This is a genomic window from Paractinoplanes lichenicola, from assembly GCF_016785085.1.
Classification (GTDB): Bacteria; Actinomycetota; Actinomycetes; order Mycobacteriales; family Micromonosporaceae; genus Actinoplanes; species Actinoplanes lichenicola.
This window is the reverse complement of record NZ_JAENHO010000001.1, coordinates 572,293-587,351: the sequence shown is the minus strand read 5'-3', so window position 1 is coordinate 587,351 and position 15,059 is coordinate 572,293. Positions and strand designations below refer to the sequence as shown.

Here is a 15,059-nt window from a genome sequence, read left to right as displayed (position 1 = left end):
CGGCGGATGGTCCCCTGGAGCGCGGGGGTGGTGCCGCATGTTCGTCGGCCGGCACGAGGAACAGCAAGCCCTGGCCGCACTCGTGGCCGGGGTCCGGGACGGGTGCAGCGGCACGCTGGTGCTGGTGGGGGAGCCCGGCACCGGCAAGACCAGCCTGCTCGGCCGGGTGGGCGACGTCCGGGTCGTCGCGATCGCCGGGGCCGAGCCCGAGATGTGCCTCGGCTACGCGGCACTGCACCGGCTGCTGCGACCCTGGCTGCCCCTTCTCGACACGCTCCCCGGTCCCCAGCGTGATGCCCTGCGGACGGCGTTCGGACACCTCGGTGGCGGCCCCGCCGACCGCTACCTCGTCGGCATGGCCACGCTGACCCTGCTGGCCGAGGCGTCCACACCGGAACCCCTGATCTGCGTGATCGACGACGCCCAGTGGCTCGACCGCGAGTCGGCCGACGCGCTCACCTTCGTCGCCCGCCGCCTGCACGCCGAGGCGCTCGGCCTGCTGTTCGCCACCCGCCCCGACGGGCTGGCCCCGCTCGGCGGCCTGCCGGCGATCACGCTGCCCGGCCTGCCCGGCGACGACGCCCGCGACCTGCTGACGGCCAGCGTCGCCGGGCACCTCGACGACGCGGTCGCCGGTCAGCTGGTCGACGGCACCGGCGGCAACCCGCTGGCCCTGGTCGAGCTGGCCCGCACCCTCGACCCCGGACAGCTGGCCGGCCTCGTCCCCCTGCCCGGGCCGCTGCCGGTCGGCGACCTGCTCGAGACCCACTTCCTGCGCGAGCTCCACCCGCTCCCGGCCCCGGCCCGGCTGCTGCTCCTGCTCGCCGCGGCCGCGCCGCCCGGCGACCCGTCGCTGCTCTGGCGGGCCGCGCTGCAGCTGGGCATCGCCGCCGACGAGGCCGACGTGGCGCTGTCGGCCGGCATCCTGACCGAGTCCCTCGACTTCCGGCACCCGCTGATCCGCGCGGCCGTGTATCGGGGCGCCGACCCGGCCGACCGGCGGCGCGTGCACGCCGCCCTGGCCGCCGTCCACGACCCCGTACGGGAACCTGACCGGCACGCCTGGCATCGCGCGCAGGCCACGATCGGGCTCGACGAGGAGGTGGCCGCGCTGCTGGAGCGGGCGGCCGAGCGCGGCGGCCACTCCGTGCGGGCCGCCTTCCTGGCCCGCGCGGCCGACCTGACGCCCGACCCCCGCGCGCAGGCCGCCCGTCTCGTCGCCGCAGCCCGGGCCCATCTCGTGCTGGGCGACCCGGCCACCGCCAGCCGGATGCTCGACCGCGCCGAACCCGGCCTCGACCGGCCCGTGCCCCGCGCGCTGGCCCGGCAGGCCCGGGCCCGGGCCGAGATGTACGCGGGCCGGCCCGCCCCCGGCACGCTCTTCGAGGCCGCCGCGTCGATCGCCGCCCTCGACCCCGCGCTCTCCCGCACCATGATGTTCGAGGCTTTGCAGGCCATGCTGATCAGCGGTGATCAGGCGACCATGGGGGAACTGGCCCGCACGGTGCTGGCCTCACCCGCGTACGCGGACCCGTTCCTGCTCGGCTTTGCCGCCCGCATCGCCGGCGACTATCGCACCGCCGTGCCGCTGCTGCGCGAGGCGCTGGCCGCAGTGGACACCGACGACGGGCTGCCGCTGGCCGTCATCAGCGTCCTCGCCGCCGACGACCTGTGGGACGAGGACGCCGGCCGCCTGGCGTGGCGCCGGCTCGAGTCGTACGACCGGCGGCACGGCGCCCTGGGTTCGCTGCGCACGACGCTGGCCGTCGGCGTCGCCTGGGAGCTGCGGGCCGGCCGCTTCGACGCCGCCGAGGCGCTGCAGGAGGAACTGGCCGAACTGTCGCGCGTGGTCGGCCAGCCGTACTGCGGCGATGCCCAGCGGATCGAGCTGCTGGCCTGGCAGGGCCGCGAGTCCGCGGTGCGGGCGCTGGCTGCCGACGCCACCGGGCTCGATTTCCTGGTCCGCAACTCCCTGGCCGTCCTGGAGATCAGCCTCGGCCACTATCCCGCGGCGCTGGCCTGCGTGCTGCCGTCGTTCGACTGGGACAAGCCGGGCGCCGCCACCAGGTCGCTGCACGAGATCGTCGAAGCCGGCGTCCGCAGCGGCGATCACGAGGTGGCAAAAGCGGCCCTCGTACGCTTGGAGGACCGCGCCCCGCTCAGCGGCACGCCCTGGGCGCTGGGCCTGCTCGCCCGCTGCCGGGCCCTGCTGGCCGACGACGCTGACGCCTTCTACCGCGAGGCACTGGACCTGCTGGGCCGGACCACGATCGTCACCGAGTTGGCCCGAACCCACCTGCTGTACGGCGAGTGGCTGCGCCGCCGGCGCCGCCGCGCCGACGCCCGGACCCAGCTGCACCTGGCCCACGACCTGTTCACCCGCATGGGCGCCGCGGCCTTCGTCTCCCGTACGCGTTCCGAATTGCTCGCCACCGGCGAACACCCTCGTCCGCGCCACTTACCTTTCGATTCCGACCTGACCCCGCAGGAACGGCAGGTCGCCGGCTTGGCCGCCGCCGGGGCGACGAACAGCGAGATCGCGGCCCGCCTGTTCCTCAGCACGTCGACGGTCGAATACCACCTGACCCGCATCTACCGAAAGCTCGGCATCACGTCCCGTCGCAGGTTGGCCGCCGCCCTCTGAACACTTTGTGGACGCGGGCATTCATTCTTCGTCCAGTGCGCCGCCTTAGCTTTCCGGCATGAAGCAGAACGACTCGCTCATCAAATGGGGTCTCTGGTCCCACATCATCTGGTACGTGCTGGCCAACGTCGGCCAAGTCTTCACGTGGAACTACGCCACCCCCGACATCTTCTTCTGGCCCCTGTGGTCGATCGTCTTCTGGGGCCTCGGCCTGGCCATCCACATCTGGGCCGCCCGGCGCACGCTGCGGGCCCACGCCTTACGCTGATGTGATGGCCCGGTACGGGATAGACGCCCCCACCCTGCTCCACCTGGTCGCCCACGAGCTGGCCGTCGATCGCGGTCACCAACTGGTCGCGCCGAACACCATCCGCTCGGAGGCGATGCACCTGCTGCTGGACGACGTGCGCGCCGGGAAGCGCTCGGACCGCGAGGCCATGCAGTTGCACGAACGCCTCACGGAACTCAAGATGCGCGTCCTCGGCGACCGCGTTTCCCGTACGACGGCCTGGCGGATCGCCCGCGACCAGGACTGGGACACCCTGCGCGACGCCGAGTATCTGGCGGTGACCCGCTTGCAGGCCGACGCCCTCGTGACGATCGACCCTTCGCTGGCGGCCAAGGCGGAGGGCATCGTCCCGCTGGCACCCCTGGAGGCCCTGCTCACCGGTGCGATGCCGGCATGACCCACGTCCCCCAGAACCAGCGCTATTGGGACGAGCAGGCGTCCGCCTGGCACGGGCCGCTCGCCCGCGACCACTGGTCCCAGCCCTCGCCGCGCTGGGGTCTGTGGGCCACCCCCGAATCCCAGGTCCACGTGCTCCCCGACGACCTGACCGGGATGCGCACGATCGAACTGGGCTGCGGCACCGCCTACGTGTCGGCGTGGCTGGCCCGCGCCGGCGCCCACCCCGTCGGCATCGACGTCTCGTCTCCACAGCTCGCCACGGCCCGCGCGATGCAGCAGGAGTTCAACCTCGACTTCCCCCTTTTGCTGGGCAACGCCGAGACGGTCCCCTACCCGGACAACTCCTTCGACCTGGCCATCAGCGAATACGGCGCCTCGCTATGGTGCGACCCCCACCTGTGGATCCCCGAGGCCGCCCGGCTCCTCACCCCCGGCGGCCGGCTGGTGTTCATGCGGTACTCGCCTTTGTTCGCCCTATGCGTGCCCGCGTCGGGCCCCGTGACCACTCAGCTGACGCGCCCACAGTTCGGCCTGTCCCGCCTGGACTGGGGAAGCCACGTCGAGTTCGTCCTACCCCACGGCGAAATGCTGCGCCTGCTGCGCTCGTGCGGCTTCGTCGTCGAAGACCTGATCGAGATCCAAGCCCCGGACCCCGCCCACCGCGACTACGCCAACGTCCCGGCCGCCTGGTCCCACCACTGGCCCAGCGAAGAAATCTGGACGGCCCGTCTGACCGCCTGACCGCAACGCCTACCGACGTCAGCTGCAGCGCCGGACCGAGGCCGGGGTCAGACTCGCTTGCGTGCTCACCTGCCGGCGAACTCTGGTCCGCTGGACGAACGGCTGGCTACGAAGCGGTGTAGATCCTCCGGGCGGTGCCGGGATCAGTCAACGATGCCACCTCGCTGGTCGAGAACACGTCCACAGCAGCGCCCTCCCGGCCGGGGCTGACATTCGTCGTCACGTGAGCCCACTGCTCGCCGATGTCGTATCCCCAAGCGATGTCGTACACGACCAAGCAACGACCGTCCTGGAGCGTCACGATGGTCTCCACACCACCACGATCGTGAAGCAGCTTCACCAGATCCTCATCCAATGCTGGCGGCTGGTGCATGAGCACAGGCTACCGAGACTCCCGCGATGGCTTTCCGGAAACGCGATACGGACTCTAAGGCGTAGGGAGATCGGGCTGGGTCGGGATCAACTCGCCGGCGACGTCTGAGTCTGAGTCTGGGCGGACCAGTTCTGCGTGGACCTCGTGGGGGCGCAGCTCGCCGCTGAGGATTTGTTCGGCGTAGTGGCAGGCTACGCGTTGGCCCGAGGCGTCGAAGACCCGCAGTTCGGGGCGTGAGGAGGCGCAGCGTTCCTGGGACCACGGGCACCGCGTGCGGAAGCGGCAGCCGCTCGGTGGGTTGGCCGGCGAGGGCAGGTCACCGGCCAGCAACATCCGTTCCCGCTGGTCCTCCACCTGCGGGTCCGGGATGGGCACGGCCGACAACAGGGCCCGCGTATAGGGATGCAGTGGCCGGTCATAAAGCTGATCAGCCCCCGCCTCCTCGACCAGCGCCCCCAGATACATCACGCCAATGGTGTCCGAAATGTGCCGGATCACCGCCAGGTCGTGGGCGATCACCAAGTAGGTCAGCCCCAGCGATTCCTGCAGGTCGTCGAGCAGGTTGACGACCTGGGCCTGGATCGACACGTCCAACGCCGACACCGGCTCGTCGGCCACGATCAGTTCGGGGCCCAGCACCAGGGCGCGGGCGATGCCGATCCGTTGTCGCTGGCCGCCGGAGAACTCGTGGGGATACTTGTTCAGGGCCGACACCGGCAGGCCTACCGAGTCGAGCGTGGAGCGCAGCCGTGCGGACGCGTCGGCCTGCAGACCGTGCGCCTTCAGACCCTCGACAAGCAATGACTCGACCGACTGCCGCGGATCAAGGCTCGACATCGGATCCTGGAACACCATCTGCATACGGCGCCGGAATTGGCGGAGGCGTTCGCCCGAGAGAGCGCGCACGTCCGTACCGTCGAAGGTGATTCCGCCCGCTGTGGGCTCGACCAACCGCAGGAGTCCACGGCCCAGGGTCGACTTGCCGCAGCCGGATTCGCCGACCAGTCCATAAGTCTGGCCGCGCGCGATCGACAGTGACACCCCGTCGACGGCGTACACGTGCCCGACCGTACGGTCGAACAGCAGTCCGCTCTTGATCGGGAAGTGGACTTTGAGGTTGTCGAGCGAGACCAGCGTGTCGGTCACGCGGGCACCTCCAGCGGGACGGGGTTGGCACAGCGCAACGCGCCGCCGCGGAAAGTGGGTTCCAGCGGCACGACAGAACCGATGCAGTCGTCGATCACGCGGTCGCAGCGGGGGGCGAAGGCGCAGCCCTCCGGCCACGGGATGTTGTCGCTGACCGAGCCACGGATCTGGTGCAGCCGCCGGCCACGGTCCACGTCGAGCCGGGGCACCGACTGCAACAGACCATCCGTGTACGGGTGGCGGGGCTCGGCGAACAGGTGGTGGCGGTAGGCCCGTTCGACCACCTTGCCCGCGTACAGGACGTTGACCGTGTCGCAGAGCCCGGCCACCACGCCCAGGTCGTGGGTGATCATGACCAGCGCGGTGCCGGAGTCGTCGACCAGCTCCTTGAGCAGGGTGAGGATCTGGGCCTGGATGGTGACGTCGAGCGCGGTGGTCGGCTCGTCGGCGATCAGCAGGCGGGGCTTGCAGGCCAGGGCGATCGCGATCAGTGCCCGTTGCCGCATGCCGCCGGAGAGCTGGTGGGGGTAGTCCTTGAGCCGGCGTTGCGGGTCGGGGATGCCGACCGCGTCGAGCAGGCCCCGGGCCTCACGCAGCGCGGCCTGCCGGGTGCGGCCCTGGTGGCGTTCGAGCACCTCGGCCACTTGGATGCCGAGCGGGAGCACCGGGTTGAGCGACGACAGCGGGTCCTGGAAGATCATGCCGATGTCGCGGCCGCGCCAGTCGCGCAGGTCTTGCGGGCGCAGCTTGAGCAGGTCGGTGTCGTCGAAGCGGACCTCGCCGGTGACCTTGTTGCCGCGGCGGGGGAGCAGGCCCATGATCGCGAGGCTCGTCACCGACTTGCCGCAGCCCGATTCGCCGACCAGCCCGACCGTCTGGCCGGGTTCCACCGTGAAGCTGACGCCGTCGACCGCGGTGACGGGCTTGGTTCCCCGGCGATTGAACACCACCGAGAGATCCCGTACGTCCAGCAGAGGCACCTCTGATCACCGCCTGTTCTTCGGGTCGAGCGCCTCACGGATGCTCTCGCCGAGCAGGGTGAAGCCGAGGGCGACGAGGATGATGGCCAGGGCCGGGAAGTAGGCCAGTTCGGGGCGGACCTCGAAATACCGCACGCCGTCGACGCCCAGCATCAGGCCCCACTCGGCCCGGTTGATGTCGGGGTCGCCGAGGCCCAGGAACGACAGCGCGGCCGCGTCCAGGATCGCCACCGCGAAGGTCAGCGTGGCCTGCACGATCACGGCGGTCAGCGAGTTGGGCAGCATGTGCCGCAGCACGATGGTGTGCCGCTTGACGCCGAGCGCGCGGGCGGCCAGCACGTGGTCGCTCTCGCGCTGGGCCAGCATCGACCCGCGCAGCAGCCGGGCGAAGATCGGCACGTTGACCACCGCCACCGCGATGATCACCGTCCATTGGGTGGACCGGCTGGCCAGGGCGACCAGGGTGATCGCCAGCAGCAGGCTCGGCAGGGCCAGCATCACGTCGGTCAGCCGCATGATCAGCACGTCGAGCCAGCCGCCGACGGCCCCCGCGATCGCGCCCAGCAGCACGCCGATCAGCAGGCCGATGAGCGTGGCGAGCACGCCCACGAACAGCGTCTGGCGGGCACCGAAGATCATGCGGGAGGCGAAGTCGCGGCCGAGCGGGTCGCTGCCCAGCGGGTGGCCGGCGGTCGCGCCCGGGATGCTGTCGACGGTCAGATTCTGGGTCAGCTCGGGGAAGCGCTGCACCGGGTCGTGCGGCGCCACGAGCGGGGCGAAGATCGCGATGACCAGGAAGAGCAGGATGATGACGGCGCCGACGACCGCGGTGGGGTTGCGCACCAACCGGCGACCGGCGTCACGCAGCAGGCTGACCCCGCCCGTCTCGGACGTACGGGAAATGAGCTCGTCGATCCGGCGGCGCTTGTGGTCGGAGAGGGCCGAGATGCCACCTGAGGTCACCGCACACGCACCCTCGGGTCGATGATCGCGTACGAGAGGTCGACCACCAGATTGACCACGACGAAGACGGCCGCCGCGAGCAGGATCAGCGCCTGCAGCACGGGATAGTCGCGGCTGCCGCCGATCGAGTCGGTGATCAGCGTGCCGAGCCCGCCCCAGTTGTAGACCTTCTCGGTCAGCACCGCGCCGGCCAGCAGCGCCCCGGTCTGCAACCCGATGATCGTGACCACCGGCAGCAGGGCGTTGCGCAGCACGTGCCGCTTGCGGATGGTCGGGTTGCGCAGGCCCTTGGCGTCCGCCGTACGGATGTAGTCCTCGTCGAGCACGTCGAGCACGCTGGCCCGGGTGATCCGGATGATGATCGCCAGCGGGATCGTGGCGAGGGTGAGGGCGGGCAGCACCAGATGCCAGAGCGCGTCGGCCGAGGCGTCCAGCTCCCGGGTCAGCAGCCCGTCGAGCACGAAGAACCCGGTCACGTCGGTGTTGTCCATGCCGGTGCTGATCCGGCCCGAGGGCGGGAAGATGTGCAGGCCCTGGGTCAGCCAGTCCTTGAGCAGGTAGCCCAGGAAGAAGATCGGGATCGAGATGCCGACCAGGGTGACGATGATGGTCGTGTTGTCGAGCAGCCGGCCGCGGTGCCGGGCCGCGAGGTAGCCCAGCGGGACGCCCAGCCCGACCGCGATGATGATGGCGGCGACGGACAGCTCGACGGTGGCCGGGAAGGCTCGGCTGATCACGTCGGTGACGGGCTCGCCCGTACGGATGGAATTGCCGAAGTTGCCGGTGACGACGTTCTTGAGGAAGCGGCCGTACTGCACCCAGATCGGCTGGTCGTAGCCGAGGGCCCGGGTCAGCAGCTCGCGGGTCTGCGGGGTCGCGCGCTCGCCCAGCAGCGCGTCGACCGGCCCGCCGGGCAGGCTGCGCAGCCAGAAGAAGACCAGGGTCGTCAGGGCGATCAGGGTGACGACGAGCTGGATCAGGCGGCGCAGGATGACTCTCACCATGCGATGACGAATCCTTTGTTCACGCCGGAAGGCCCGGCCCCGCGGCGGGGGCCGGGCCGCAGCAGACCTACTTGGTGAGCGAGACCGTGTTGAACGTCTCGGCGGTCAGCGGACTCGGCACCAGGCCCTCGACGTTCTTGGTCGTGACCACGGCCGGCGGGGCGTGCCAGATCGGCACGGCCGGCAGCCACTTGCTGGCCAGATCGCGGTTGACCTGCTCGAACGCCGTCTTCTTGCCGGCCTGGTCGACCGTCGCGTCGGCCTTGCCGATGGCGGTGAACATCTCGGTCATCGCGTCGTCGCCGAACTCGGGCTTGGCCCGGCCGAAGAACGTGCCGACGAAGTTGCCCGGGTCGTTGTAGTCGCCCGTCCAGCCCAGGATGTGCAGGTCCTGCTTGCCGAACTGCTGCACGTCGTCCTTGAAGCCGCCGTTCCAGGGCCGCGGGACGCCGTTGACCTTGATGCCGGCCGCCTGCAGGTCGTTCGCCAGCACGGTGAAGATCTCCTGCGGGTTCGGCATGTACGGCCGGGTGACCTCGGTCGGGTAGTAGAAGTTGAGCGTCAGCCCGGTCGCGCCCGCCTCGCTGAGCAGCTGCTTGGCCTTGTCGACGTTGTATTCGTACTTCTGCACGTCCGGGGCGTAGCCGAGCACGGTGCTGGGCAGGAACTGGTCGGCCACCGCGGCGCCGCCCGGGCCCTTGGTCTGCACCAGTTGCGCGCGGTTGAGGGCGTACGCGATCGCCTGGCGTACGCGCAGGTCTTTGAGCTTGGGGTTCTTCTGGTTGATGCCCAGATAGAGGATGTTGAAGGCGGGCCGGTCGAGCACCTTGTAACCCTCGCCCGCCAGCGCCTTGCGGTCGGCCGGGGCCGGATAGTCGATCGCCTGCACCGTGCCCGCGCGCAGCTCCTGCTTCCGCGTGTTCTCATCCTTGATGATCTTGATGATCATCTTGTCGACCTTGGCCTTGTCGCCCCAGAAGTCCGGGTTCTTGTTCAGCGTGATCTCGCCGGTGGCCTTGTTCCAGCCCCCGTACGTGAAAGCGCCGGTGCCGGTCGGGTGCTCGTTGGCGAAGGCGCTGTACGAGAACGAGTCGCCGTTCTGCGTCACCGTGTCACCGTCGTACTTCTTGATCGCCTCGGGGCTGACGATCGAGAACGCGGTCAGCGCGAACGCGCCCGGGAAGGCGCCCTTGTACTTCTTCATGGTCACGACCGCGGTCGAGGCGTCCTGCGCCTTGCAGTTGTCGTAGACCGCGTCGGGGCTGCCCGCGAACCCGCCGAAGACGTCCTGGTAATAGATCATCTGGGACTGGGCGGCCTCGCCCTTCATGTTGTACCAGCGGTCGAAGTTCGCGCAGACCGCCGTCGCGTCGAGCGCGGTGCCGTCGTGGAACTTGACCCCCTGGCGCAGCTTGAACGTCCAGACCTTGCCGCTCGGGTCGTTCTCCCAGCTCTCGGCCAGGCCGCCGACCAGCTCGGCGGTGCCGGGCTTGTGGGTGACGAGGGTGTCGTACAGCTGCCGGATCGGCCGGAACGACTCGCCGTCGTCGTTGAAGATCGGGTCGAAGTTCTTCGGGTCGCCCGCGCCGGCGAAGATGAACGTGCCGCCGCTGGCCGAGCCCTCCCCGCCGCCGTTGTCGCGATCGCTGTCCGCGCAGCCGGCCAGCCCGATCGTCAGTGCCGTTACGGCGCCGGCGGCGATGACCGCCCGGAGCCTCGTCGCCCGCATTCGTGATGCACGCATTCGCTCACCTCATAGACCCGTGTCGCTGGTCACCGTTGGCGAGACATTAACCACTCACAGCCAGCGTGGGTGAGGTTGGTATCGGATCGTGTCCTTTGTGGTCGGAAGATCGACAGACGTGAGCCGGGCGCCCCGCCGATGCACAGAATCCTTCCCGCGTACGTCTTAGGAAGCGTGAACCAGTTCGACGACGGCATCCGCGAGGGTATGGCCGAGGGCGAGCGGCTGCCGACGGATGCCGCCGTGGTGTATGCGCGTGTGCAGGAGTTGTCGCTGTCGTACCGGCGGCGGCGCCGGATCGCGCAGTCGGCCGGCAGCGCGGTGCTCGGGGTCGGATTGATGGCCGGTTTGGTCCAGATGCACGACTTCCTGCAGGGCGGAACGGCGACGCCGCAGGTCACCAGCCCGGCGGCACGCCCCGCCGACCCCTCACCGTCAAAAGCCGCCCCCGCGCCCACACCGTCGAAAACGGAAGAGGAGATCCCGGGCCGGCGCGAGCTGGACGCGTTCTTCAACGCCGGCTACCACTGGGCCGAGGCCGAGAAGCTGGCCCGGCTGTGGCACCTCGACGACCCGACCGACGCCAAGGTCATGGCCGGTCGGCGCCTGCTGGCGGGGGAGCGCCTGCCGATCGCCCCCGGCTGACCGGCCGCCTTTCGCGCGTGTGAGATCGTTGCGGGTGGATGTCTCATGTCGCCGGGAGTGCTGTGCTCGAGGTGCGCCTGCTGGGTCCGGTCGAGCTCTGGGCCGGCTCACGACCCCTGCCGGTCGGGGAGCCGCGTCAGCGCGCGGTGCTGGCCGCGCTGGCCTGTGACGCCGGGCGGGTGGTCACCGCCGAGACGCTGATCGACCGTGTCTGGGGCGAGGCCGCCCCGGCCCGGGCCCGGCACACGCTGCAGTCGCATCTGGCCCGGGTGCGGGCCGCCCTGCGCCGCGGCGGGGCCGACCCGCTGGTCCGCCGCTCCGGCGGCTACCTGCTCGACCTGCCCGCCGACCGGGTCGACCTGCTGCGTTTCCGCGCGCTGGCCGATCAGGCGCACGGCGATCTCGGCCGGCTGCGCGAGGCCGTCGGGCTGTGGCGGGGCGAACCCCTGGCCGGGCTGGCCGGCGAGTGGGCCGCCTCGATGCGCGCCGCCTGGGACAGGGAGCGCCTGGCCGCCGTCGTGGCCTGGGCCGAGGTGGAGGATCCGGTCGCGGTGATCGGGCCGCTGGGCGCGCTCGTGCAGGAGCAGCCGCTGGTCGAGCCGGTCGCGGTCGCGCTGATGCGGGCGCTGCACGCGATCGGCCGCACCGCCGACGCGCTCGGCCAGTACGAGGCGCTGCGCCGCCGGCTCGCCGACGAGCTCGGGGCCGACCCTGCCCCGGCCACCCAGGCCGCCCACGCCGCCGTGCTGACCAGCAACGGTGACGCGGCCACGGGCCCGGCCGAGCCGGCGCCGGCCCAGCTGCCGGCCGACGTCGCCGGGTTCGCCGGGCGGGCCGAGGCGCTGGCCACGCTCGACAAGGTGCCCACGCTCGCGGTCGTCGGCGGCTCGGCCGGGGTGGGCAAGACCGCGCTGGCCCTGCACTGGGCGCACCGGGCGGCCGCCCGCTTCCCCGACGGCCAGCTCTACGTCGACCTGCGCGGGTTCGGCCCGGACGGCACGGCGATGGACCCGGGCGAGGCGGTCCGCGGCTTCCTCGGCGCGCTCGGCGTGCCCGCCCCGCGCATCCCGGCCGAGCCCGCCGCGCAGTCGGCCCTGCTGCGCAGCCGGCTCGCGGGCAAGCGGCTCGTGCTGGTGCTCGACAACGCCCGCGACAGCGACCAGGTGCGCCCGCTGCTGCCCGGGGCCGGTTCCTGCATGACCGTGGTGACCAGCCGCAATCAGCTCACCGGGCTGGTCGCGGCGGACGGCGCCCACCCGTTGTGGCTCGACGTGCTCAGCCCGGCCGAGGCGCGGGAGCTGCTGGACCGCCGGCTCGGCCCGGACCGTACGGGTGCAGAGCCCGCGGCCGGGGACGCCATCATCGGGCTGTGCGCGCGGCTGCCGCTGGCCCTCACGCTGGCCGTCGCGCACGCGGTCATGCAGCCCCGGCTCGGCCTGGCGGCGCTGGCCGACGGGCTGGCCGGCACCCGGGAGCGGTGGTCCACGCTGACCGGCGACACCCCCGGCACCGACGTACGGGCGGTGTTCTCCTGGTCGTACGAGGCGCTCAGCCCGGCCGCGGCGCGGTTGTTCCGGCTGCTCGGCGCGCATCCGGGCCCGGATTTCACGCCCGCGGCCGTGGGGCACGCCGAGGAGCTGGCCGAGCTGGCCCGGGCGAGCCTGATCACCGAGCACACGCCGGGCCGGTATCGCCTGCACGACCTCATGCGGGCGTACGCGGAGGAACTGGAGACCGACCCGGGCGCGCGCGACGAGGCGGCGGCCCGGCTGCTCGACCACTATCTCGGCCTGGCCGCCGCCGGGGCGAAGCTGCTGGCGCCCGCCCGGTTCGCGCCGATCCTGCCGATCGAGCCCGCGGCGGGCCTCGCCGACGCCGCGGCGGCCATGCGCTGGTTCGCCGCGGAACGGGCCGTGCTGCTCGCGTGGGCCGCCCGCACCGGCGGCGACCGGCCCTGGCAGGTGGCCTGGACGCTGGACACCTACCTCTATCGCCAGGGCCCGTGGCACGACCTGGTCACCGTGTGGGAGGCGGCGCTGGCCACGGTGCGCGACGAGCCGGCCCGGGCGTACGCGCACTACCGGCTGGCCCGGGCGTGGACCCTGCTGGACCGGGCCGCCGAGGCCGACCGGCACTACGGGCTCTCGCTCGAGGTCTACGAACGGGCCGGCGACACCCGCGGGCAGTCCCAGGTGCACCACGAGATGGCGATCCTGCGGGAGCGGCAGGGCCGGATGCGCGAGGCCCTGACCCACGCGGAACGGGCCCTGGAACTGTCCGACCATTCGAGCGTCAACACGCTCAACACGATCGGCTTCTACCGCGCGCAGCTGGGCGACTTCGCCGGGGCGCTCGAGGCCTGCGAACGGGCCCTGGCGCTGGCGGAGGAGAGCGACGAGGACATCCGGGCCGCCATCTGGGACAGCCTCGGCTTCATCCGCCACGGTATGGGCGAGCACGACGCCGCGATCGAGTGCTACGCGACGGCGCTGGAGCTGTACCGCCGGGTCGGCGACCTCTACTGGGTGGCCGACACGCTGGTCCACCTGGGCGACGTGCACCGCGACCGCGGGCACGAGGCGTTGGCGACGGCGGCCTGGCGGGAGGCGCTCGGCCTCTACGAGGAACTCGGCCACGCCAACGCGGCCGAGGTGCGCACCCGCCTGTCCTGACGCCGCCGCAGGAATTCCACAGGGCCGGTGGACGATCGTCGATCCCGACCCGACGTCAGCGAAAGGAGTCCGCCATGAACGCGAGCAAGGGTGCGAACTGGACCCGCGGGGCGACCTGGGGTTAGGGAGACCGGCGCCGCCCGGGACGTCGGGCGGCGCCGCCCAGCTGATGGCCACCTATCGCGAGCTCTTCGAATATCGAGAATTCCGATTCCTGTACGGCGGTCAAGTCCTCTCCTACCTGGGTGACCAGGTGGCGGCGGTGGCCGTGGCCGTGCTCGTCTTCGACCGCACCGACTCGGCGTTGCTCTCCGCGGTCGCCTACGCCAGCGCCTGGTTGCCGGGCGTCTTCGGGGGGCCAATTCTTTCCACGTACGCCGACAGGTTGCCCCGCCGCGCAGTGCTGATCGGCTGTGACCTGGCCCGGGCGGTTCTGATCGCCCTCGTCGCGGTGCCCGGCCTGCCGCTCTGGCTGGCCATCGTGCTTTTGTACGCGGCCCATCTGTTCTCGCCGCCGTTCGTGGCGGCCCGGGCGGCGATCATGCCCGAGGTGCTGCCCGGCGAGGCCTACATCACCGGCAACGGCCTGAGCAACGTCACCCACCAGCTGAGCCAGCTGCTCGGTTTCGTCGCCGGCGGCCTCGTCGTGGCCGCGATCGGCCCGGTCTGGTCGATGCTCGGCAACGCGGCCACCTTCGCCCTGTCGGCCGCCCTGATCGCCCTCGGCGTGGCCCGGCGTCCGGCCGCGCTGCCCGACGGCGAGACGGCCGGGCTGCTGGCCCAGTCGCGCGACGGCATCCGCTACATCCTGGCCGACCCGTGGCTGCGCACCTGCCTGGCCCTGGTCTGGATCGCCACCGGCTTCTCCTTCGCGCCCGAGGCCATCGCCTATCCGTACGCGGAGTCTCTCGGCGGCGGCCCGGTGCAGGCCGGCCTGCTGCTGGCCGCGCCCTCGCTGGGCTTCCTGCTCGGCGCGATCGCGCTGACCCGGGTGCTGGCCGCGGGGACGCGGGACCGCCTGCTGCGCCCGGCCGCCCTGCTCTCGACCGTGGCCCTGGCCCCCGCCCTGCTCGGCCCGAGCCTGCCGGTGCTGCTGTTCCTGCTGGTGCTGGCGGGCGCGGGCGCCTCCTTCATCGTGCCGCTCAACGCCGTCTTCGTCCGCCGGGTCGCCCCCGAGTTCCGCGGCCGCGCGATGGGCGTGGCCGCCTCGGGCCTGCTGGTCTGCCAGGGCCTCGGCTTCCTGGTCGCGGGCGGCGCGGTGCAGGCCGGCCTGACCCCGGCGACCGTGGTCGGGCTGAGCGGTCTGCTCGGCGCGGCGGCCGTCCTGGCCACCCCCTTCTCCCGGGTCCCGGTGAAAGCCTGACAATTAGCGGCGGATAGCACTCAGCCGGTTCCGGTCGGGTGCCGAACGGGAGTGTGTGCGGTTAGCTCGCAGTGCGCGAGGGTGGTGGCGATCCGC

13 protein-coding genes are annotated in these 15,059 nt (G+C 71.7%); 7 read left to right on the top strand and 6 right to left on the bottom strand.

The window, feature by feature from the left end; all coding sequences use genetic code 11:
* Nucleotides 1-37: 37 nt before the first annotated feature.
* The 4 genes from JKJ07_RS02680 to JKJ07_RS02665 are packed head-to-tail and all read left to right on the top strand — an operon-like array spanning nt 38 to nt 4,073.
* Nucleotides 38-2,644, top strand: coding sequence for an AAA family ATPase (locus JKJ07_RS02680; protein WP_202989537.1), 2,607 nt, complete (start codon nt 38-40; stop codon nt 2,642-2,644).
* A 58-nt stretch (nt 2,645-2,702) separates the two neighbouring features.
* Nucleotides 2,703-2,912, top strand: coding sequence for a 2TM domain-containing protein (locus JKJ07_RS02675; RefSeq protein ID WP_202989536.1), 210 nt, complete (start codon nt 2,703-2,705; stop codon nt 2,910-2,912).
* Between the two features lie 4 nt (nt 2,913-2,916).
* Complete coding sequence (locus JKJ07_RS02670) at nt 2,917-3,330, top strand: PIN domain-containing protein (RefSeq protein WP_202989535.1); 414 nt, start codon at nt 2,917-2,919, stop codon at nt 3,328-3,330.
* Nucleotides 3,327-4,073, top strand: coding sequence for a class I SAM-dependent methyltransferase (locus JKJ07_RS02665; RefSeq protein ID WP_202989534.1), 747 nt, complete (start codon nt 3,327-3,329; stop codon nt 4,071-4,073). The genes JKJ07_RS02670 and JKJ07_RS02665 overlap by 4 nt, the downstream gene beginning before the upstream one ends.
* Before the next feature lie 106 nt (nt 4,074-4,179).
* Here JKJ07_RS02665 and JKJ07_RS02660 read toward each other — a convergent pair whose 3' ends face one another.
* The 6 genes from JKJ07_RS02660 to JKJ07_RS02635 all read right to left on the bottom strand — a co-directional run bounded on the left by JKJ07_RS02660 (nt 4,180) and on the right by JKJ07_RS02635 (nt 10,283).
* Nucleotides 4,180-4,446, bottom strand: a complete 267-nt coding sequence (locus tag JKJ07_RS02660; protein ID WP_202989533.1) for a hypothetical protein — start codon at nt 4,444-4,446, stop codon at nt 4,180-4,182.
* A 54-nt stretch (nt 4,447-4,500) separates the two neighbouring features.
* On the bottom strand, nt 4,501-5,592 hold the full coding sequence (locus JKJ07_RS02655; protein ID WP_202989532.1) for an ABC transporter ATP-binding protein: 1,092 nt from the start codon (nt 5,590-5,592) through the stop codon (nt 4,501-4,503).
* Entirely contained in the window at nt 5,589-6,572 is a 984-nt protein-coding gene (locus JKJ07_RS02650; protein WP_202989531.1) for an ABC transporter ATP-binding protein, read from the bottom strand. The genes JKJ07_RS02655 and JKJ07_RS02650 overlap by 4 nt, the downstream gene beginning before the upstream one ends.
* Before the next feature lie 6 nt (nt 6,573-6,578).
* Nucleotides 6,579-7,535, bottom strand: a complete 957-nt coding sequence (locus JKJ07_RS02645; RefSeq protein ID WP_438871349.1) for an ABC transporter permease — start codon at nt 7,533-7,535, stop codon at nt 6,579-6,581.
* Nucleotides 7,532-8,539 (bottom strand): ABC transporter permease, encoded by a 1,008-nt coding sequence (locus tag JKJ07_RS02640; RefSeq protein ID WP_202989530.1) that lies wholly within the window; start codon nt 8,537-8,539, stop codon nt 7,532-7,534. The genes JKJ07_RS02645 and JKJ07_RS02640 overlap by 4 nt, the downstream gene beginning before the upstream one ends.
* Nucleotides 8,540-8,606: 67 nt before the next feature.
* Nucleotides 8,607-10,283 (bottom strand): ABC transporter substrate-binding protein, encoded by a 1,677-nt coding sequence (locus tag JKJ07_RS02635; protein ID WP_236028196.1) that lies wholly within the window; start codon nt 10,281-10,283, stop codon nt 8,607-8,609.
* A gap of 174 nt (nt 10,284-10,457) precedes the next feature.
* Between JKJ07_RS02635 and JKJ07_RS02630 the strand changes: the two genes are divergently transcribed.
* The 3 genes from JKJ07_RS02630 (at nt 10,458) to JKJ07_RS02620 (ending at nt 14,963) form a co-directional block, all read left to right on the top strand.
* A complete protein-coding gene (locus JKJ07_RS02630; RefSeq protein ID WP_202989529.1) occupies nt 10,458-10,928 on the top strand; it encodes a hypothetical protein in 471 nt (156 codons plus the stop codon).
* A gap of 38 nt (nt 10,929-10,966) precedes the next feature.
* The gene (locus JKJ07_RS02625; protein WP_202989528.1) at nt 10,967-13,600 is read left to right on the top strand and encodes an AfsR/SARP family transcriptional regulator; all 2,634 of its coding nucleotides are present in this window, start codon (nt 10,967-10,969) and stop codon (nt 13,598-13,600) included.
* A 169-nt stretch (nt 13,601-13,769) separates the two neighbouring features.
* Complete coding sequence (locus JKJ07_RS02620; protein ID WP_202989527.1) at nt 13,770-14,963, top strand: MFS transporter; 1,194 nt, start codon at nt 13,770-13,772, stop codon at nt 14,961-14,963.
* Nucleotides 14,964-15,059 lie beyond the last annotated feature (96 nt).